General features: G+C 51.4%; 14 protein-coding genes. 7 read left to right on the top strand and 7 right to left on the bottom strand.

The window, feature by feature from the left end; translation table 11 throughout:
• Positions 1 to 110: 110 nt before the first annotated feature.
• The 4 genes from O1Q98_RS00705 to serS all read left to right on the top strand — a co-directional run bounded on the left by O1Q98_RS00705 (position 111) and on the right by serS (position 7548).
• Positions 111 to 3992 (top strand): DNA translocase FtsK 4TM domain-containing protein, encoded by a 3882-nt coding sequence (locus O1Q98_RS00705; protein WP_125259692.1) that lies wholly within the window; start codon positions 111 to 113, stop codon positions 3990 to 3992.
• Positions 3993 to 4178: 186 nt separating this feature from the next.
• Positions 4179 to 4793: an outer membrane lipoprotein periplasmic chaperone LolA gene (gene lolA / locus O1Q98_RS00710; protein WP_125259691.1), complete on the top strand. Its 615-nt coding sequence runs from the start codon at positions 4179 to 4181 to the stop codon at positions 4791 to 4793.
• Positions 4794 to 4800: 7 nt separating this feature from the next.
• Complete coding sequence (locus tag O1Q98_RS00715; RefSeq protein ID WP_125259690.1) at positions 4801 to 6144, top strand: replication-associated recombination protein A; 1344 nt, start codon at positions 4801 to 4803, stop codon at positions 6142 to 6144.
• Between the two features lie 105 nt (positions 6145 to 6249).
• Positions 6250 to 7548: a serine--tRNA ligase gene (gene serS, locus O1Q98_RS00720; RefSeq protein WP_125259689.1), complete on the top strand. Its 1299-nt coding sequence runs from the start codon at positions 6250 to 6252 to the stop codon at positions 7546 to 7548.
• Between the two features lie 189 nt (positions 7549 to 7737).
• On the opposite strand, the gene O1Q98_RS00725 is transcribed toward serS, so the two are convergent.
• The 3 genes from O1Q98_RS00725 to O1Q98_RS00735 all read right to left on the bottom strand — a co-directional run bounded on the left by O1Q98_RS00725 (position 7738) and on the right by O1Q98_RS00735 (position 10298).
• Positions 7738 to 8343 (bottom strand): glutathione S-transferase family protein, encoded by a 606-nt coding sequence (locus tag O1Q98_RS00725; RefSeq protein ID WP_125259688.1) that lies wholly within the window; start codon positions 8341 to 8343, stop codon positions 7738 to 7740.
• 155 nt (positions 8344 to 8498) lie between these two features.
• Positions 8499 to 9143 (bottom strand): DsbA family protein, encoded by a 645-nt coding sequence (locus tag O1Q98_RS00730; protein ID WP_125259687.1) that lies wholly within the window; start codon positions 9141 to 9143, stop codon positions 8499 to 8501.
• 279 nt (positions 9144 to 9422) lie between these two features.
• Positions 9423 to 10298 carry an MBL fold metallo-hydrolase gene (locus O1Q98_RS00735; protein ID WP_240632765.1) on the bottom strand — a complete coding sequence of 292 codons (876 nt, stop codon included), beginning with the start codon at positions 10296 to 10298 and terminating at the stop codon, positions 9423 to 9425.
• 101 nt (positions 10299 to 10399) lie between these two features.
• Here O1Q98_RS00735 and O1Q98_RS00740 point away from each other — a divergent pair, with 101 nt between their 5' ends.
• The 3 genes from O1Q98_RS00740 to O1Q98_RS00750 all read left to right on the top strand — a co-directional run bounded on the left by O1Q98_RS00740 (position 10400) and on the right by O1Q98_RS00750 (position 13896).
• Complete coding sequence (locus O1Q98_RS00740; protein WP_125259685.1) at positions 10400 to 11308, top strand: LysR family transcriptional regulator; 909 nt, start codon at positions 10400 to 10402, stop codon at positions 11306 to 11308.
• Positions 11309 to 11490: 182 nt separating this feature from the next.
• On the top strand, positions 11491 to 12642 hold the full coding sequence (locus tag O1Q98_RS00745; protein ID WP_125259684.1) for an MFS transporter: 1152 nt from the start codon (positions 11491 to 11493) through the stop codon (positions 12640 to 12642).
• Between the two features lie 354 nt (positions 12643 to 12996).
• A complete protein-coding gene (locus tag O1Q98_RS00750; RefSeq protein ID WP_125259683.1) occupies positions 12997 to 13896 on the top strand; it encodes a CE1 family esterase in 900 nt (299 codons plus the stop codon).
• Positions 13897 to 14074: 178 nt separating this feature from the next.
• Here O1Q98_RS00750 and pflA read toward each other — a convergent pair whose 3' ends face one another.
• The 4 genes from pflA to ycaO all read right to left on the bottom strand — a co-directional run bounded on the left by pflA (position 14075) and on the right by ycaO (position 20571).
• The gene (pflA, locus tag O1Q98_RS00755) at positions 14075 to 14815 is read right to left on the bottom strand and encodes a pyruvate formate lyase 1-activating protein (protein WP_125259682.1); all 741 of its coding nucleotides are present in this window, start codon (positions 14813 to 14815) and stop codon (positions 14075 to 14077) included.
• 289 nt (positions 14816 to 15104) lie between these two features.
• Positions 15105 to 17387: a formate C-acetyltransferase gene (gene pflB, locus O1Q98_RS00760; RefSeq protein ID WP_125259681.1), complete on the bottom strand. Its 2283-nt coding sequence runs from the start codon at positions 17385 to 17387 to the stop codon at positions 15105 to 15107.
• Positions 17388 to 17443: 56 nt separating this feature from the next.
• Complete coding sequence (gene focA, locus O1Q98_RS00765) at positions 17444 to 18301, bottom strand: formate transporter FocA (RefSeq protein ID WP_125259680.1); 858 nt, start codon at positions 18299 to 18301, stop codon at positions 17444 to 17446.
• 506 nt (positions 18302 to 18807) lie between these two features.
• Positions 18808 to 20571, bottom strand: a complete 1764-nt coding sequence (gene ycaO / locus O1Q98_RS00770; protein ID WP_125259679.1) for a 30S ribosomal protein S12 methylthiotransferase accessory factor YcaO — start codon at positions 20569 to 20571, stop codon at positions 18808 to 18810.
• Positions 20572 to 20757 lie beyond the last annotated feature (186 nt).

Raw genomic sequence — 20757 nt, forward strand, 5'->3', positions numbered from 1 at the left:
GGGTGCACAACCGGCTAAATTCAGTTACACTCCTGTTAATATGTACAGTATGCGCCGGGTGATTCTCGGCGTTTTATCATGAAACATTTACAGGAAACCTGGAGAGACGCTTGAGCCAGGAATATACAGAAGAGAAAGAGGTTACGCTGAATAAACTCAGTGCGGCCCGACGCTTACTGGAAGCGATATTGATAGTCGTGGCACTGTTTGCCGTTTATCTGGCGGTGGCGTTACTCAGTTTTAGCCCTTCCGACCCGAGTTGGTCGCAGACCGCCTGGCATGAACCCATTCATAATCTGGCTGGCGGCGTTGGCGCATGGCTGGCTGATACCCTGTTTTTTATTTTTGGCGTACTGGCCTATGCCATTCCTGTCATCATGGTGTCATTATGCTGGGCGGTACATCGGTTGCGCGGTCAGCGCGAATCCCTCGATTATTTTGCCCTCTCATTGCGCCTGATAGGTACACTGGCGCTGATTTTAACCTCTTGCGGATTAGCGGCGTTAAACGTCGATGATATCTATTATTTTGCCTCTGGCGGTGTATTAGGCAGCTTGTTGAGCAGTTCGATGATTCCGCGCTTTAACAATATTGGCTCAACCATGGTGTTGTTGTGCGTCTGGGCGGCGGGGTTAACGCTGTTTACCGGTTGGTCCTGGCTTGCGATTGCAGAGAAAATCGGTGCTGGCGTCATGGCCTGCCTGACGCTATTTAGCGGCCGCCGTCGTGATTATCATGATTTTGATGATGACGATGAAGAGGCGTTGGCCGCCAGAGTTGCGCCAGCAGCGGCGAAAACGGTGCCCGACAAGCCTGAGCCTGTACATGCAGCGCCGGTTAATACGCCAGAGCGCGATGACGACGACGACGATGATGTGTTGTTCTCTGCCCCGAGTGTTGTGGCGCGTACGCTAGCCAGTACGCCGGAATCAACAACCACGCCGCTGCCTGCGACGCCGCCTGCACCGGTTAACGCAGCGGCAACCGAGATGCCTCCGCTTGAGACAAATGCCGCAACGTTGTCTGGCGCTGCTACTGCAACCGTTGCATTAAAAGAGCGTGGATTGCCGTTAGCCACCGAGCCGGTGGCTCCTTCGCCGCCGATTGCGCTGACAACCTCATCGGTTGAGCCCACCGTACAAACGGTGGATACAGTGCAAACGACACATACAGTGCAAACGGCGCATAACGCATATCCTGATGTTGAACCGGTGCGCGCCGCAAAACCGAGTGAGCCGGCGCCTTTGGTGCAGATGACACCTGTGGTAACGCCAGCCTCGTTGCCGCCATCGCAGGGATTGACTGCCGTTGCAGCACCTGCGCCAAAACCGGCAGAAACGTCCGCGCCGTTTGTATCGCCAGCGTCATCTGACTGGTCGTCTCGGATAACTAAGCCCAATCAGTTAACGGAGCAGGATTGGTTAACTGAACATAATCGGTTAACTGAACAACATGAGCACATTACCCATTTGGCGAAGTTTGCCGCTACGGGCAGAGGCCCGGAAACCGGCGCGAGCGATGTCGATGTTCAGCCTGTGAGCGCACAGCCTGCCAGCACCCCGGCGATGCCAGAGGTGAAAAAAACGGCCTCTGCTGCCCCGATGTTTACTGCCGTAGCTGATGCTAATCCTCAGGTTAAACGCGGCATGGGCCCTGAGTTGCCTCGCCCGAACCCGGTACGGATTCCTACACGTCGTGAGCTTGCTTCCTACGGAATTAAATTGCCGTCCCAACGTCTGGCTGAACAACAAGCCCGTGAAAAAGAGGCGCAGCAGCAACAGGCGCAATTGACACAGGCCGCAGAGCCTGGGCGCGAAGAGCGTGAACGCATAACGGCTCCCGCGTCCGACGTCCCTGCCGAGGCGCTGCATCGGTACGATGAGGACGACGACCACGCGGCGTTGGCGCAACAGGCGCAGTTGCGTGAAGCATTCGCCCAACAGCAGCGCGATCGCTATGGTGAAACGTATCCTGATGATGATAAAGGCGATGAAGGCAATGAAGGCAATGAAGGCAATGAAGATGCGCTATTGCAGGCTCAATTAGCGCGTGATTTCGCTGCGATGCAACAGGCAAGATACGAACAGCCAACGGGGGTTAATGATGCGCCCGTGGCAGATGATCAGCCTATAGCGCACACGGCTGTCGAAAGCCGTCAGGCCGCAGGCCATCGTGCGGCGATGCCCTCGTCTGGTGCCGCTGTGTCGCCGCAACCAGAGCGCCCGGCGATAGCGTCAGCCTCGCAGGGCAGTACGTTTGTCATATCACCTTATGCCGATTTGGTTGACGATACCCCTTCCGAGCCACTGTTCACCTTGTCACCCCATGAGAGCGATGTAGACACGTATCCGACAGCCTCCGAGCCTGCCTTGCCGCCATCCGATGCGCGTCAGGCGAACGTCGATGAGCCTGTGCATGCTGATCCTGTGCATAGTGATACGCCATCGATTATGGATAGTCTGATTCATCCTTTCCTGATGCGTAACGACCAGCCGTTGCAAAAACCGACGACACCATTGCCGTCATTGGATCTGCTCACGCCACCGTCGCTTAATGATGCGCCGATAGACCGGGATGCGCTTGATGAGATGGCGCGTTTGATTGAAACCCGGCTGGCCGATTACCGGGTAAAAGCCACCGTGGTGGATTATCATCCAGGCCCGGTAATTACCCGGTTCGAATTGGATTTGGCTCCAGGGGTCAAAGCAGCGCGTATTTCGAATCTGGCTAAAGATTTGGCGCGTTCGCTATCGGTGGTCGCGGTACGTATTGTTGAGGTTATCCCTGGTAAACCCTATGTCGGCCTCGAGTTGCCTAATCGTCATCGTCAGACGGTGTTTTTACGCGAGGTGCTTGATTGTGAACGGTTCCGCGATAACCCTTCGCCACTGGCCGTCGTTCTGGGCAAGGATATTTCCGGCCAGCCGGTCGTAGCTGACCTGGCTAAAATGCCCCATTTGCTGGTTGCCGGAACAACCGGTTCGGGTAAGTCAGTCGGTGTTAACGCAATGATCATTAGCATGCTGTATAAAGCAACGCCTGCTGATGTGCGCTTTATCATGATTGACCCGAAAATGCTGGAATTGTCGGTTTATGAAGGCATTCCTCATCTGTTGACCGAGGTGGTCACGGATATGAAAGATGCGGCAAATGCATTGCGCTGGTGTGTTGGTGAAATGGAGCGGCGCTATAAGCTAATGTCGGCGTTAGGGGTTCGTAATCTCAGTGGTTATAACGAGCGCGTGATGCAGGCTCAGTCCATGGGGCGGCCGGTTCCCGATCCATTCTGGAAACCGGGTGACAGTATGGATATGCAACCACCGGTGTTAGAGAAATTGCCTTATATCGTCGTGATGGTTGATGAGTTTGCCGATTTGATGATGGCGGTTGGCAAAAAGGTTGAAGAACTCATCGCCCGGTTAGCGCAGAAAGCGCGGGCCGCTGGCATTCACTTGGTGCTGGCGACACAGCGCCCGTCAGTCGATGTGATTACCGGTCTGATTAAAGCCAATATCCCGACGCGTGTTGCCTTTACGGTGTCGAGCAAGATTGATTCACGTACCATCCTGGATCAAGGCGGTGCTGAATCGCTGCTGGGTATGGGCGATATGCTTTATATGGCACCGAACTCATCGATTCCTGTGCGTGTTCATGGCGCTTTTGTGCGTGACCAGGAAGTTCATGCCGTGGTGCAGGATTGGAAAGCGCGTGGTCGTCCCGAGTACATCGACAATATTATTAGCGGCAGCGATGATGGTGAAGGCGGTAGCCTTGGTTTTGAGGGCGATGAAGAGCTTGATCCGCTCTTTGATCAAGCCGTAGCCTTTGTGGTGGAAAAACGCCGCGCGTCGATTTCCGGTGTGCAAAGACAATTCCGTATTGGCTATAACCGCGCGGCACGTATTGTCGAGCAAATGGAAATGCAGGGTATCGTCAGTGCGCCTGGCCATAACGGCAACCGTGAGGTGCTGGCACCGCCACCGGCGGAATAACCGGTTTTCACGGCCCGCCAGCAGCGCAATGTGGCTACGTAAAGGCGCTATGCAAAGAAGCGTAAAACTAACACATCACAGATAATTCGGCTGTCACCGTTTATTTTGCCGGAGTAGAGTAGCGCCTGACGTGTAATGATGCCGTTAGGGGTTGTGTGACAGCCCGTTGAGATGAAGGATTTTTGTATGATAAAGGTAGGACTGATCGCCACCAGCTTGCTGGTGACTCTGTTTTCCACAACGGTGTATGCCGATGCGGCGGGCGACTTGCAAGGCCGCCTGAGTAAAGTTAACAGTTTTCATGCCAGCTTTACGCAGAAAGTCACCACCAATGATGGTGCGGCAGTGCAGGAAGGCGCCGGTGAACTCTGGGTTAAGCGGCCAAACTTATTCAACTGGAAAACGACCGCCCCAGATGAGAGCACACTGGTGTCGGATGGTAAAACGCTGTGGTTCTACAATCCATTTGTTGAGCAGGTGACGGCAACATGGGTAAAAGATGCAACAGGCAATACGCCATTTATTCTGATAACCCGTAACGACCCGAAAGACTGGGGTAAGTACAATGTGAGCCAGAAAGGCGATGATTTTGATCTGGTGCCAAAAGTAACCAGCGGTAATTTGAAGCAGTTTTCTATCACTGTCGCCGCCGATGGCACGATTCGCGGCTTCACGGCGACAGAACAGGATGGGCAACGCAGCACCTACGTGTTGAAAAACCAGCAAAATGGCGAAATCGATGCTGCAAAATTCCGCTTTACGCCACCCAAAGGGGTTGCGCTAGACGATCAACGTCAGTGAGGCGTGCGTGAGCAACTTGTCACTCGATTTTTCCAATAACGCGTTTCAGCCTCTGGCGGCGCGCATGCGCCCGGTTCGATTATCCGAATACATTGGCCAGCAGCATTTATTGGGGCCAGGTAAACCGTTACCGCGAGCTATTGAGGCAGGGCAGTTGCACTCCATGATTTTATGGGGCCCGCCCGGGACAGGAAAAACGACGCTGGCGGAGTTGATTGCGCGTTACGCACAAGCGGATGTTGAGCGCTTGTCAGCCGTAACGTCGGGCATCAAAGAAATCCGCGAAGCCATTGAAAGAGCCCGACAGAGCAGAGATGTCGGGCGACGTACCATGCTGTTTGTGGATGAAGTGCATCGCTTTAATAAAAGCCAGCAGGATGCTTTTTTACCGCATATCGAGAACGGGACGATTACGTTTATTGGCGCGACAACCGAGAACCCGTCATTTGAGCTCAATTCGGCATTACTATCACGAGCGCGAGTGTATCTGCTAAAAGCCCTAAGCGCAGATGACATTGAACAGGTGCTTGCGCAGGCGCTGGATGATAAAGAGCGTGGGTTGGGTGGGCAAGCGATAGTGTTACCCCAGCAAACCCGACGGCTACTGGCCGAGCTGGTCAATGGCGATGCGCGCCGGTCACTGAATTTGCTTGAAATGATGGCAGATATGGCAGAGGTCGGGGCCGATGGTTCTCGGGTGTTAACGACCGCACTGCTTAAAGAGGTTTCCGGCGAGCGTAGCGCCCGTTTTGATAATCAAGGCGATCGTTATTACGATTTGATTTCTGCACTACACAAGTCGGTACGGGGTTCTGCGCCGGATGCTGCCTTGTATTGGTACGCGCGTATCATCACGGCTGGCGGCGACCCGCTTTATGTCGCCCGCCGATTATTGGCGATAGCGTCAGAGGATGTCGGTAATGCTGACCCTCGGGCGATGCAAGTCGCTATCGCTGCCTGGGATTGTTTTACCCGGGTAGGGCCTGCTGAGGGTGAGCGCGCGATCGCTCAGGCGATTGTGTATCTGGCTTGTGCTCCGAAAAGTAACGCGGTGTATACCGCTTTTAAAGCGGCGATGCGTGATGCGCGCGAGCAGCCCGATTATGATGTGCCTGCGCACTTGTGTAATGCACCGACGCAGCTGATGAAAGAGATGGGGTTAGGCGCTGAATATCGCTACGCACATGATGAGCCGAATGCGTATGCCGCCGGAGAAGTGTATTTTCCGCCAGAAATGGCGCAAACCCGTTACTATCAGCCGACATCACGCGGGCTGGAGGCCAAAATTGGCGAAAAGCTCGCCTGGCTTGCTGCTCAGGATCAAAATAGCCCGACAAAACGCTACCGCTAGGATTAACGTTGCGGTAAGGTTATCACCGGAGTTTATGCTACAGGGCGCTATTATTTTGCCCTGTAACCCTTTCTATTCCCTTAATAATACAAGCACAGGACTAGCATGCTCGATCCCAACTTGCTGCGTAATGAGCTAGACGCAGTCGCCGAAAAATTACTGGCTCGCCGAAATTTTAAACTGGATGTGGATGCGCTGCGTACGCTGGAAGAGCGTCGTAAAGTGCTTCAGGTCGAAACGGAAAATTTGCAGGCGGAACGTAACTCCCGATCGAAAGAGATTGGAGCGGCGAAATCGCGTGGGGAAGATATTGAGCCATTGCGTCGTGATGTCAATGAGTTGGGTGAAAAGCTGGAAGCAGCTAAAACCGAACTTCAGCAGGTGCTTAACCGCATTGAAACGATAGCGCTGACCATCCCTAACATGCCTGACGATTGCGTACCGCTTGGCAAAGATGATTCAGAAAATCAGGAAGTGTTCCGCTGGGGAGAACCTCGTCAGTTTGATTTCCCGGTACGTGACCATGTGGATTTGGGCGAGCTGACAGGCGGCCTGAGTATGGCGCTCGGCGTGAAGCTGACCGGTGCCCGTTTCTCGGTAATGAAAGGGCAATTGGCCCGTCTGCATCGTGCGCTGGCGCAGTTTATGCTGGACTTGCACACCGGTGAACATGGCTATCAGGAAGCCTACGTCCCTTATCTGGTCAACCATGCTACGCTTTATGGCACCGGGCAATTGCCGAAATTCAGTGAAGATCTGTTTCACACCCGCCCGCTGGCCGAGGAAGCGGAAAGCAGTAATTATGCACTCATCCCCACCGCTGAGGTGCCGCTGACCAACCTGGTGCGTGATGAAATTCTGGATGATGACAGCCTGCCAATAAAATTAACTGCGCATACGCCTTGCTTCCGTTCAGAGGCAGGCTCCTATGGTCGCGACACCCGTGGGCTTATTCGCGTACACCAGTTTGATAAAGTGGAAATGGTGCAGATTGTTCGCCCGGAAGAGTCCATGCAGGCGCTGGAAGAACTGACCGGGAATGCCGAAAAAGTGCTGCAACTGTTGAACCTGCCGTACCGTAAAGTGTTGCTCTGCTCCGGGGATATGGGCTTTGGTGCGGTTAAGACTTATGACCTTGAAGTCTGGCTGCCCGCGCAAAACACCTACCGTGAGATCTCTTCTTGTTCGAACTGTGGCGATTTCCAGGCGCGCCGGATGCAGGCCCGCTGCCGCAGCAAGAGCGATAAGAAAACGCGTTTGGTGCATACTCTCAACGGTTCAGGTTTGGCTGTTGGCCGTGCATTGGTGGCGGTGCTGGAGAACTATCAGCAGGCAGATGGCCGCATTGAAATACCGGCTGTGTTGCGCCCTTATATGAATGGGCTTGAGTATATCGGCGGTTAAGTAAGGGCGTGATATTACGAGCGACGGTTGTATCGCACATCGCTTAGACAAGCGTGTGCCTGCCACCTGCGCTCGTGATAGTTATCTTGCGATTTTGAGAATATAAAAACCGGTCAGCGATACGTTGCAGACCGGTTTTTTTCTTTTCTGTGTCCTTTTCTGTACTCTTTTCTCTGTCCGTTGCTGATATTAGCCGTAACGCGCGGCTCGCTGCCAGGCGGGTCTGGCGCGCATGGCTTGCAGTAAACGCCAAAGATGGGGGCGAGCAGGAGTCAGCCAGCCACGTTGGGCTGCGATATCCAGCGGGAAGCCCATCATAATGTCAGCCGCCGAAAAATCCTTGCCTGCGAGCCACTCGGCGTTGCCGGTTTCTTTTTCCAGAAAATCGTAATGCAAATTGAGCTGTGTATTCACCATGCCCCGAATTGGCCAGCCGAAAGGCCCCATTTTATAAGCCACCAACTTAAGCAGCATGGCAGACATCAATGAGCCTTCGGCGTAGTGCATCCAGTATCGATAACGCCAAAAATCCGGGTGATCGGCGGATGGCGCAAGGTGTGGGCCAAATGTGGCCACCAGATACTCAATAATGGCACCGGTTTCCGCCAGTATCTGACCGTCATGCTCGATGATCGGGGCTTTGCCCAGCGGATGGAGATGACGCAACGTTTCTGGCGCCCGCATCGTGGTTTTATTGCGTTGATAATGGATGACTTCGTAGGGAACCTCTAACTCTTCCAGCAGCCACAAAATACGCTGTGAGCGTGAGGTATTAAGGTGATGAACACGAATCATGGAGGCATCCTGTCAGTTATTGGGAGTAAGGCCGCTACAGAACCGTTATCTATCAGGAAGATAATATGAAAATTTCTGTAAGAAAAGAGGGGCTGAGAAGCCTTATCTGCGGGGTCGCCGCATCACGCGAGGGGGTGATGCGGCCTTTAACGCGATCACGAGTTTTCAGCAACCCGCTTTTCCAGATACGCCAACCAGTCATCGGGGCGACCTAGCCAGGGGGCAATATTCAACGTGGTTAGCACATCATCAACGGCAAAAACCAGCGTCGGAAAGCCTGCGCCACCTGATTGTGTTAACCAATGGCGGCTTTCTTCAATATGTTTGCGGGTAGGCAAACCGCGCCAGTGAACGCAGGCCGTTTCGAAATCATCAAGCGATAGACCGATTTCGACGGCAAGCTTCATGAGTATGGGTGGGTCTGAAATCCGTAATCCCTCGACATAATGTGCTCGCTGAAGGCGCTCAAGCAAATCAAGCCCTCTGCCGCCTAGCTCTTCTGCGGCCAGAATGGCGGTGGTCGGGGGCTCTGAATCCAGCGTGGCCGTTAAATCCCACAGCAGGCCGTTAAAGTAGCCGTCACCAAATGGCTGACCGCTCATCTGGGCAATACGCCGGTCATGTGGCTGAACATAATCCCGCCATTCGGGTGTAATACGACGCCGGTTAGGGCCGGTCATCATACCGCCTGCGTGCAACACGATAGGTAATCCGGCAACCTTGCGAGCAGCATGGATTAATGGCGCTGCGGCATAACACCAACCGCACAGAGGGTCGAAGATGTAGTGTAGCCTGTTCATTCATACGCTCCGTATGTTGCCCGATATTGCGGGCACACCAGAAAAAGGAAAGGGATTGGTTATTACGCCACGACGATACACATCTGATGCGATGACGGCTGAACGGGGCGCTATGCTTTAATTATTGTCTATATCCTGAGAGTTAGCAGGTCAGCGCTCAATTTTCTGCCCTAGTTTGCGATCAGCGATCGCAAACCGGAAAGAAAAGTCACGATGACCGTATACCGCCCCGATTCGGCGAGTATTCCCCGCCAACCATGCGCCTGATTCAGCGCGCGGTTATGGCCATGACATTTCGCCTTTGATGACTTTCGCACTGAGCTCAAGAGAAGAAACATCACCCAATGTGGGATACGCCTGTTTCATCGCGTCTATCAATGCACCGCTATTCGCTGATGACTGAGCCTTCTGTTCAAACGTGTGCAGATATTGTCTTGTAAAGGTCACATTGTGTGGCGACCAAGGGGCAGATCCGTCCTGGTTTACCGCATAGTGGCTTGGTATAACCGTTATTGGCTTGAGCTTATCAATGTTGTCCAAATCAGCCAGCCAATGCTGTCGGGATGCAACCGACTGAGTATCCGCTATCCAGACATGGATATTCGCAGCAACCTGTACGCCGCCCATCACCGCCTTTAACGCAGGCACCCAGACAAATGTGCGATCTGGCGTAGCGCCATCAAGCCCGAGTACGTTGATTGTATTGCCTTCCAGCGTCAGTTGGTTGCCCGCGAGCGGACTGGGGATGACTATCTCTTTAGGCGCATTTTCTTTTAATACCGGCCCCCAATAAGCGACTTTCTTCGCTTGAGTGGCTTTGATAGCGGCAATGGTCTGGGGGGTTGCGACAATGTTGGCTTGCGGAAAGGCGGCTTTGAGAACATCAAGCCCAAAATAAAAATCGGGATCGTGGTGGCTGATGTAAATGGTCTTCAGTGTTTTCCCGGTTGCACGGATTTTTTCCACCAGTTGTTGTGCATCGTTGCGCTGGAACTGCGCATCAATCAGTAACGCATCGTGTTCGCCGGTAATAATTTCAGAAGAGACCGGAAAAACGGCATGTTCGCCAGGGTTATAGACCTCGAGTTTCAGTGCAGCAGAGGCAGACGCGGTGATGGTCGCGAGCAATGTGGCGAGTAACGTGTGCTTTAACAAGGGATTCTCCTTCCTGTATAAGAGAACGGCATGATAAATTTCATTTCTCATAAGAAAAACCCGCTAAAACGAACAGCTTTGTTGCATAAATTGGACAAATAATGGATAGACTCACTGCGGCACAGGTTTTTGTAACGATAACGGAGCAGGGCAGTTTGACGGGCGCAGCCCAGCACCTTGATATGTCTCGCGCGATGGTGACGCGTTATCTGGCGGAAATGGAAACCTGGGCTCAGGCCCGGTTATTGCACCGCAGCACACGCCAGTTGAGCCTGACCAGTGAAGGCGAGGTGGTGTTAAGGCATTGCCGTGATTTATTGTCTATCTCGCAAAAATTTGAGCAACCGCAGCATGGGCAGAAAGATCCCTCCGGGTTATTGCGTTTAACCTGCGCGCCTTCGCTGGCAAGCACCACCTTGGTGGCTGCGTTAACCGCATATTTAAAGCGTTATCCTAAAACATCGGTGGATTTGCAACTTGCCAGCCACATGCTCAATCTCATTGAAGAGCGTATTGACTTGGCGATTCGTATTACCAGCCATCTTGACCCCGGCTTGATTGCCCGGCGGTTAGGGGGGTGTGCTTCTGTGGTTTGCGCCTCACCGGACTATCTGGCGAACTATGGCACGCCGCAATCCATTGAAGACCTGGCGGTACATCACTGTTTAACCTACTCGTATTTTAATAAAAGTCTGTGGCACTTCACTCGGCAGGGGAAGAGCATTGCTGTACCCGTCAGCGGGCGTTTCAGTGCAAATGATTCGTTGATGTTATTAGAAGCGGCGCTAAATGGCGCTGGTATTAGCTTACAACCGGTCTATTCGGTGTCAGATTTCATTGCCAGTAAGCGGCTTATCGCACTATTTCCTGAAGCAGAGCCGCAACAATTGGACATTTTTGCCGTTTATCATTCACGTGAACATATGCCACTGGCATTACGCGCGCTGGTGGATTTTCTGGCCGATTGGTTCACGCACAATCTTGAGTGGAAGAGGGTTTCGCAGCGATAAGATTATCTGAAGGCGCTTGAGGCTATTTCTCTCACGGCTATTTCTGTAACAGCTATCTTTCTTTCGGTTATCTCTCTGGTGGTCGTTGGAAAAATAGTGCTGCAATATCGACAAGCTGATTGACTTTGCGATTGCCAATGGCATGATGCGCGGAAAATCTCTCCTCGCTGGTTTCGCTTTCCATGTCCACCTATACACGCCCGGTTATGTTATTACTTTGCGGGCTACTGCTGCTTACCGTTTGTCTGGCGGTGTTAAATACTTTGGTGCCATTGTGGCTTAATGGCCGTCAGCTACCCGTCTGGCAGGTGGGCGCCGTTGGCTCGGCCTATTTTAGCGGCAATCTGTTGGGGACGTTGATAGCAGGCCGGTTAATCCGACGTTATGGTTTTAATCGCAGCTACTATCTGGCTGCGTTGCTGTTAGGGATAGCCAGCGGTGCGCTGGCGCTGTCAACGGAGATATGGATCTGGGGAATATGGCGTTTTATTGCTGGCATCGGGTGTGCGCTGATTTGGGTAGTGGTGGAAAGCGCGCTGTTATGCAGCGGGCATGAGCGCAATCGCGGCCAACTGCTGGCTGCCTATATGGTGGCCTATTATATCGGCAGTGTTGCCGGTCAACTGCTGTTGAGTGTTGTCCCGACGGCCTTATCCCATGTCCTTCCTTGGGTGCTGACGTTGGTGGTGATGGCGGTTATTCCGCTGTTGTTTGCCCGGCTGGTATCGCCACCACCGTCATCTGCGCCACGCACCCCGTTGCTGCGAATGTTACGCTATCGGTCGGCGCGGCTTGGTATTCAGGGATGTGTTATTTCCGGTGTGATTCTCGGGTCGTTATATGGCTTGCTGCCGCTCTATCTGGCGCATCAGGGCATCAGCGATGCCCATGTCGGCTACTGGATGGCGTTATTAATTATCGCAGGCATTCTCGGGCAGTGGCCGATTGGGCGACTGGCCGACCGCTATGGGCGTCTGCTTGTGCTGCGCGTATTGGTCTTTGTGGTGATTCTTGGGGCCTTGGTGATGCTGATACCGGGGCGTAGTAGCATGGTTCCCGCCTTGTTATTACTGGGCGGCGCGAGCTTTACGCTCTATCCGGTTGCCATGTCGTGGGCGTGCGAACACGTGGCGTCACATGAATTGGTGGCAATGAATCAGGCGTTGCTGCTTAGTTATACCTTGGGCAGCCTTTGTGGCCCAGGGCTTGCGGCCATACTGATGCAGGCCTATTCCGATAGGCTACTTTTTGTCTTAATTTCGCTGGTGTCGCTCGGGTATTTACTCTTATTGTTGCGAAAGTCTCATCATCACTCCTGTGTTCGGACGGCGTAAGCTGATGGTGATTACCCATTGCGTTCTATTTCATAACCACACTTCATAACCATATTTCATGGTCATATGGCATGGCCATATTTTATAACAATGCGCTGACGAGAAAATCCGAGTGTTATAACCATTAGGCTGGCACTGCTACTTATCTGATGACGAAGGTAGCTGTGCATGTTGTGGGGTGGCGTAATAAAGCGCAAAGGGAGTACACGTATTTCCCTCGATAACTTTTCGTATATGAAATATAAACGGATTGCATAAAATAAGGTGCATTCATCAGAAATGGACGAGATTTATTTTGGCGTAGAAATGCCGGGTTATATTTCACGCATCCAACGAATAAATTGAGGAGGAGAAATGCAATCCTATAAATTATTTCTATTCTTTTTCATGCTCGTCTTGTTTTTACCCAATGAAAACGTATTTGCATCAGATAATAGCGGTAATATCACGGAGGGGAAGGTTTTCTGGGCTTTTTCTGATAAGGCCGGTGGGGAGCGTAGTTTCTATATTGTCCCTCCTCGTGATTATAATAAATATACACAATATAAGCTCATGATTATTTTCCCTGGGACACATACTACAGGTAAAGAAATGCATGAGTGGTTCGGCAAGGGATGGTGGGGCAGCGGCGCTGAGGGGATCGAAAGCCAAATGACCGACACCCTCTTTATTTATCCAGACCAAAAATATGCCTGGAATGGTAAAAAGGGCTGGGCGTTAGGGCCTTTTGCTCAGACATTCGGTGGGCGTGAAGATCTGGCTTTTGTGGATGAATTAATTACGCTTGCGATTGAAAAATATAATGTCAATCCACAAAAAATATTCGCAACCGGGCATTCCTGGGGCGGTGATATGGCCGCCGTTGCCGGATGTTTCTTAGGTGACAAATTGGCCGCAATTGCCCCGATTGCCGCCAATCGACCTTATTGGTTTGAAACACAAGGGCAGCCTCTGTTATGTAAAGGCCATCCAGCAGTATGGACTATTTTTGGTCTTAGCGACGACTTTTTTGGTGCGGCGAGTCCGAACGGATTATATGGTCGAGAGCAAAATGCATTTTGGCGTAAACATCATTCCTGCACCACGGAAACAGAGTCTTTTATCAGGGAAACGGTTAAATACTCGAATTGTAACAGTGAGGTTTTATTCACCCTGTATGCTGCGGGTCAATATTCAGGTGGCGGCGGTCATCCCAATCATCAGCCGCCGGATTACTTAATAGCGGAAATGGCAAAATGGTTTACTCGTTTTTAATGTATTCTCGTTTTTAATACCTTGTCGTTTTTAATACCTTGTCACTTTTCATGTATTGATAAGATGAAAATGGCTGAGGTCACGTTTTAATCTCTGAGAGGCAGGGTGATGGGCTGATAATCTGAGGACGGATTATCAGCCCAATTGAAGGCATCTGAGCCGCTGACTGTTAGGACTGTTAGTAGACGACTTTGTGCCCATAACTGGACAGAATCGATTTGACACGATCCATCGTGTCAGCTTTTGGTGGTTTTACCCCATCGAGCTGGTAGGTTTCTCCCATTGCCGTCCATTTATGCTTCCCTAATTCATGGTAGGGCAGCAGTTCTATTTTCTCGATATTGTGCATATCTTGAGTGAATTCGCCCAGTTGATGCGCTGAGGCATCATCATCGCTCCAGCCGGGGACGACCACGTAACGAATCCAGGTACGCTGATTCCGTTTGGCGAGATAGCGGGCAAAATCCAGCGTACGGTGGTTAGAAACACCGACCAGATTTTGATGTACCGTATCGTTAACTTGTTTCAGATCCAGCATCACCAGATCGGTAACATCAAGTAGTTCATCGATGACGGGGTCGTAGCGACGTACAAAACCATTGGTATCAAGACAGGTGTTGATCCCCTGCTCACGGCAGGCGCGAAACCAATCACGTACAAATTCGGCCTGTAAAATTGCCTCGCCACCCGATGCGGTGACGCCGCCGCCGGATGCATTCATAAAGTGGCGGTAGGTCACAACCTCTTTCATCAGTTCCTCAACGGTCACTTCTTTGCCGCCGTGGGTATCCCAGGTATCGCGGTTGTGGCAGTACAAACAGCGCATCAGGCAACCTTGAAAGAACGTAATAAAGCGAATGCCTGGGCCATCAACGGTGCCACAGGATTCGAAAGAGTGAATGCGACCAATAACTGACATGCGAGGTTTCTCCAGGTTGGGCCGAGAAATAGCGGCCTTCGATGAGCGCAGTAACGCAATATGGCAACATCGCCATGATAGTGATGGCGACATCACCCTCATAGAGGTTCTGCGTCGAATCTGTTTTGTCAGGCAGCCGCGATAGGCTGGCTGACAAAACAGGCTCGTATCCATCCGTCAAAGAAGGATATCTCTGAAGAGAAAGAGTATCCACAAAAGGAAGGGAAGAGATTATAAAAAGGCCCCACAAAATGTGGAGCCTTCACATTACCTGTTTTAATCAGTCTAATTATATGGACTGAGTAAAGGTACGGGTAATTACATCCTGCTGCTGTTCTTTCGTCAGCGAGTTGAAGCGAACGGCATAGCCTGATACACGAATGGTCAACTGCGGATATTTTTCCGGGTTTTCCATTGCGTCGAGCAGCATTTCGCGGTTCATCACGTTAACGTTCAGGTGCTGACCACCTTCGATAGACGCTTCGTGGTGGAAGTAACCATCCATCAGACCAGCCAGGTTGGTTTTACGCACGTCATCGTCTTTACCCAGCGCGTTCGGCACGATAGAGAAGGTATAAGAGATACCATCTTTCGCGTAGGCAAACGGCAGTTTAGCCACAGACGTCAGAGAGGCAACGGCACCTTTCTGGTCACGGCCGTGCATCGGGTTAGCACCCGGCCCGAACGGTGCGCCAGCGCGACGGCCATCAGGCGTGTTACCAGTTTTCTTACCGTATACCACGTTGGAGGTGATGGTCAGTACGGACTGAGTCGGGGTAGCGCCACGGTAGGTATTCAGTTTCTGAATTTTCTTCATGAAACGCTCAACCAGGTCACAAGCCAGGTCATCAACGCGTGAATCGTTGTTACCGAACTGCGGGTATTCGCCTTCGATGTCAAAGTCAACGGCCAGACCGCTTTCGTCACGCACTGGTTTCACTTTGGCATATTTGATGGCAGACAGGGAGTCAGCCGCAACAGACAGACCAGCGATACCACATGCCATAGTGCGGAACACGTCACGATCGTGCAGCGCCATCAGCGAGGCTTCGTAGCTGTATTTGTCGTGCATGTAGTGGATGATGTTCAGCGCGGTGACGTACTGTTTAGCCAGCCAATCCATGAAGTGATCCATACGTTCCATCACTTCGTCAAAGTTCAGTACATCGCCTTTGATCGGTTCAGATTTCGGGCCAACCTGCATTTTCAGTTTTTCGTCCACGCCGCCGTTGATAGCGTACAGCATAGTTTTCGCCAGGTTTGCGCGAGCACCGAAGAACTGCATTTGTTTGCCGACAACCATCGGGCTTACACAACACGCGATAGCGTAATCGTCGTTGTTGAAGTCTGGACGCATCAAGTCATCGTTCTCGTACTGCAGAGAAGAGGTATCGATAGAGACTTTGGCTGCGAATTTTTTGAAGTTCAGCGGCAGTTTTTCAGACCACAGAATGGTCATGTTCGGTTCCGGCGACGGCCCCATGGTGTACAGGGTGTTCAGGAAACGGAAGCTGTTTTTGGTAACCAGCGTACGACCATCCAGACCCATACCCGCCAGAGACTCTGTTGCCCAAATCGGGTCGCCAGAGAACAGTTCATCGTATTCAGGGGTACGCAGGAAGCGCACCATACGCAGTTTCATCACCAGGTGGTCGATCAATTCCTGAGCTTCTTGCTCGGTGATTTTGCCTGCTTTCAGATCGCGCTCGATGTAGACATCCAAGAACGTAGACACACGACCAAAGGACATCGCCGCGCCGTTCTGAGATTTCACCGCAGCCAGATAGCCGAAGTAAGTCCACTGAACCGCTTCTTTGGCGTTAGTTGCCGGGCCAGCGATATCGCAGCCATACTTCGCTGCCATTTCTTTGATTTGTGACAGAGCGTGGTGCTGGTCAGCGATTTCTTCACGCAGACGGATAGTCGCTTCCAGATCTTCGCCGTTTTCCAGTTTGGACTGCAGGGAAGTGAACTGAGCGAATTTGTCCGCCATCAGATAGTCGATACCGTACAGCGCAACACGACGGTAGTCACCGATGATACGACCACGGCCATAAGCATCAGGCAGACCAGTCAATACGCCAGACTTACGGCAGCGCAGGATATCCGGCGTATAAACATCGAATACACCCTGGTTGTGGGTTTTACGGTATTCGGTGAAGATTTTTTTCAGCTGCGGGTCGAGTTCACGGCCATAAACCTTACAGGAGCCTTCAACCATTTTGATACCGCCGAACGGAATCAGTGCACGTTTCAGCGGAGCGTCTGTTTGCAGACCGACGATTTTTTCCAGGCCTTTATTGATATAGCCAGCATCGTGAGAGGTGATGGTCGCTGCAACGTCGGTATCGAAATCAACCGGCGCATGGGTGCGGTTTTCCTGTTTGATGCCTTCCATAACGGCATCCCACAGTTTAGTCGTTGCCGGGGTAGCACCAGCCAAAAAGGATTCGTCACCTTCATACGGCGCGTAGTTTTTCTGAATGAAGTCACGTACATTGACGCCATTCTGCCATTCGCCTTCGCTAAAACCTTCCCAAGCCTGGGCGAGTTTCTGATTAAGTTCGGTCATATTACACCTACCTTTGATTTGGATTTTTATAACCCGACGTTGCGGCCGCCAGCAGCTTAGTGCTGATCCCCACCGCGCAAATAAATCACCCAGTAAGTTAAGCCTACCAGGAGTCCACCACCGATAATGTTGCCGAGCGTGACCGGAATCAGGTTATCGACAATAAAATTGCTGATGGTTAAGTGTTCAAACTGGCCCGGCGTCATGCTGATGGCGTGCCAGAATGTCTCTGGAGCAAAATTCTTAATAATGACCCCCATCGGGATCATGAACATGTTCGCGATACTATGCTCGAAACCGCTGGCGACAAACATCGCAACAGGAAGCACCATGGCGAGCATTTTGTCTGTCAGTGTACGGCCGGAATAACTCATCCAGACAGCCAGACAGACCATTAGATTTGCCAATATCCCAAGGCATAATGCCTCAACGAAAGTGTGTTCCAGCTTGTGATTGGCGGTCTGCAACACATTCAGACCCCATGCGCCGTTCGCTACCATGTATTCGCCGGAAAACCAGATAAGCGCGACGAAAAACAGTGCACCAAGCAAATTTCCGAAATAAACATTGAGCCAGTTTAACCACAACTGTTTCCAGGTAATGCGCCCGCTGGCTTTAGCAATAACGGTGAGCACGGTGGAGGTGAACAAGTCTGCGCCGCACACGACCACCAGCATAAGCCCCATAGAGAAACAGATGCCGCCGATCAGTTTCGCCATACCGTATGGCATGGACGATGATCCGGTGGTTGCTGTGATATAAAAAACAAACGCAATAGATATAAACACACCGGCAGTAATTGCCAGAAAAAATGCAGTAAGCGGTTGTTTTGTTGCTTTATAAACGCCGGCATCTTCAGCGACTTTCGCCATTGCCGATGGTAATAACAGGGTGAAGGGGTTGTCAGCTTTCACACTAACTCTCTCTTAAAATTTATCTACGGTGAGATACTAACAAAGGGTTATCCGTCATAATTTGACGTGGATCATATCGCAGGAATTTATTAGGTAGTTCAGAATAGCATTAAGCGGCTTTTTGTTGGTTATCTTCATGAATTATAAGTAGAAATTTTTTTTTAAAAATTATAAGAATAGTTGAATTCAACTATGGAATTACCCCTTGATACGTTAAATAAAATAAGTCTTTGTAGTGATATCACACGCCGAATTTATATTATTTAATTTATTTTTTACCGTTTTATAACAACGCCGTGGTAATAAAAATAAATATCCTCCATTTCTCGCTATTACCCGCATAAAAATAATGGTTTATTCGGTTGTTGGGTTACACCATTTCTGAGGCGCGGGAGATTGAAGCATAAAAAATGCGAGAAACCATAGAATACAATGCCACTTACTACTTTATCGTGAACACGATAGACCGGATGCCAAAAGTGACATCCGGCCAACATTAAAGCGCGTTAATTTTTCTGCCAGTGTGAACGTTTAGCGCGCTGCAATTTTTCATAAGCAGCCAGCAGTGACTGATGTGCAGGCAGCGCTTTCAGATCGTCATCAACAGCGAACAAACCGTAGAAGCATTCCTCGCCGGCAATCGCCGCGCTGGCTGCGTCAACAGCGTCCTGCCCGTACATGCGAACAAACGCATCATAGTATTGTGCCGGGTCACGTTCAGGCTCCAGAGCCAGTTGCAGCAGTGTTTGCAGGCAACGGTAGTAGTTACGGCGAGCCGGTGCAAAGACGGATTGGTTGAAATCCAGTGACCACTCAGCCCAACTCAGCGCTTGTTCAAGATCGCCGCCAGCCAGTGCCAACATAGATTTCAGTTCGCCAATACGCAGCGTGAACCATCCATTGTCTTTACCGGTTGCGATGCCCAGCAATTCGCGAACGCGGGTAAAGTCATCCAGCCCTTCATCGTCTAGTTGCTGCAACAAGGCCAGATACTCATCTTTTTCCCACTGGCTGCCAGGAAGGGAGAGCAGGGTTTCACGCAGATGTACGCCCATGCTGTTATTCGCCAGCAACAGATCTTCCGCTGGATAAATATCCGACATACCCGGCACCAGAATACGGCAAGCGTACACTGACAAATGCTCGTAATCGGCAATATAAACGTCTTTGCCTTCTTGATTGAAGATGGCCATAAGTGTGGCGAACTCCTGCTCGGTGGTGCCGCTGAAGTTCCAATCAACAAAGGTATAGTCAGGATCGTTTTTAAACAGATCCCAGGAAATCAGGCCGCTGGAGTCGATGAAGTGGGTTTCCAGATTGGTGTGTTCAGCCACTTCATCATTATCGAAGGTTGGCGGCGTGAAGACGTCGAGATCTTTCAGCCCTCGGCCTTGCAGTAATTCGGTCACGGTGCGCTCCAGGGCAACGCCGAAGTCGGGGTGTGCGCCGAATGACGCAAAGCAAGTACCATTTTCTGGGTTGAACAGCACGACACAAATAACAGGATATTGGCCGCCGAGCGAAGCATCGTAGGCCAAGATAGGGAAGCCTTCTTTCTCAAGCGTGGCAATCGCTTCAACCACGCCAGGATAGCGCGCCAGAACTTCAGCCGGAATAGCGGGCAGGCTGATGGCCTCAGCGATAATCCGGTTTTTCACATAACGCTCAAATACTTCGGACAATCCCTGTACACGCGCTTCGTTACGCGTGTTGCCAGCAGACATGCCGTTTGATACGTACAGATTGCCGATAATGTTCATCGGGATATACACCGTCTGTTGATCAGACTGGCGCGTGAACGGCAGTGCGCAAATCCCGCGAGTGTGATTGCCTGATTGCAAGTCGATTAAATCGCTGGCGACTAACTGCTGCTCAGGATCATAAAACGCATGCAAGCGGTCATCCAGTATCCCCTCAGGCAGGCTGTCATCATCAGGGATTGGGAACCATTTTTCATCGGGATAGTGTACAAACTCCCCTTCAGCGATCTGTTTACCCAGATAGAAGTCGGCAAAGAAATAGTTGGTAGACAGACGTTCGAAATACTCGCCCAATGCGGAAGCCAGCGCCGCTTTTTGCGTCGCACCTTTGCCATTGGTAAAACAGAGCGCGCAGTCGCGGTCACGAATATGTACGGACCAGACGTTGGGCACCGGGTTTAGCCAGGAGGCTTCCTCGATGTTGAACCCCAGGTCGAGGAGCTGTTGTTGAAAACGGGCGATGGAATCTTCCAGGGCGGCGTCTTTGCCTGGGATAAACGTTTGGGTCATGGTTCGAACCTGAATATGTAATGAGGAGGCTGCATCATACGTGGTTTTCGTGATGGACACTATCTCGCCTGCGCCGTGTTGCGTGCTGCTTTGCAATCCTCTGCGAGGGTTGCATTGTAGCGATAAATAATTGGCGAGAGGCTAGGCAACTTTTCATCTCATGGGTTAATAAGCGTTGCAGGAGGG

Origin of the sequence: Dickeya lacustris (assembly GCF_029635795.1) — a bacterium.
GTDB lineage: Bacteria > Pseudomonadota > Gammaproteobacteria > Enterobacterales > Enterobacteriaceae > Dickeya > Dickeya lacustris.

Excerpts from the sequence above, each read along its gene's own strand:
- lolA (WP_125259691.1), top strand. The coding sequence starts at position 4,179 with ATGATAAAGGTAGGACTGATCGCCACCAGCTTGCTGGTGACTCTGTTT.
- serS (WP_125259689.1), top strand. The coding sequence starts at position 6,250 with ATGCTCGATCCCAACTTGCTGCGTAATGAGCTAGACGCAGTCGCCGAA.
- O1Q98_RS00725 (WP_125259688.1), bottom strand. The coding sequence starts at position 8,343 with ATGATTCGTGTTCATCACCTTAATACCTCACGCTCACAGCGTATTTTG.
- O1Q98_RS00730 (WP_125259687.1), bottom strand. The coding sequence starts at position 9,143 with ATGAACAGGCTACACTACATCTTCGACCCTCTGTGCGGTTGGTGTTAT.
- O1Q98_RS00740 (WP_125259685.1), top strand. The coding sequence starts at position 10,400 with ATGGATAGACTCACTGCGGCACAGGTTTTTGTAACGATAACGGAGCAG.
- O1Q98_RS00745 (WP_125259684.1), top strand. The coding sequence starts at position 11,491 with ATGTCCACCTATACACGCCCGGTTATGTTATTACTTTGCGGGCTACTG.
- O1Q98_RS00750 (WP_125259683.1), top strand. The coding sequence starts at position 12,997 with ATGCAATCCTATAAATTATTTCTATTCTTTTTCATGCTCGTCTTGTTT.
- pflA (WP_125259682.1), bottom strand. The coding sequence starts at position 14,815 with ATGTCAGTTATTGGTCGCATTCACTCTTTCGAATCCTGTGGCACCGTT.
- pflB (WP_125259681.1), bottom strand. The coding sequence starts at position 17,387 with ATGACCGAACTTAATCAGAAACTCGCCCAGGCTTGGGAAGGTTTTAGC.
- ycaO (WP_125259679.1), bottom strand. The coding sequence starts at position 20,571 with ATGACCCAAACGTTTATCCCAGGCAAAGACGCCGCCCTGGAAGATTCC.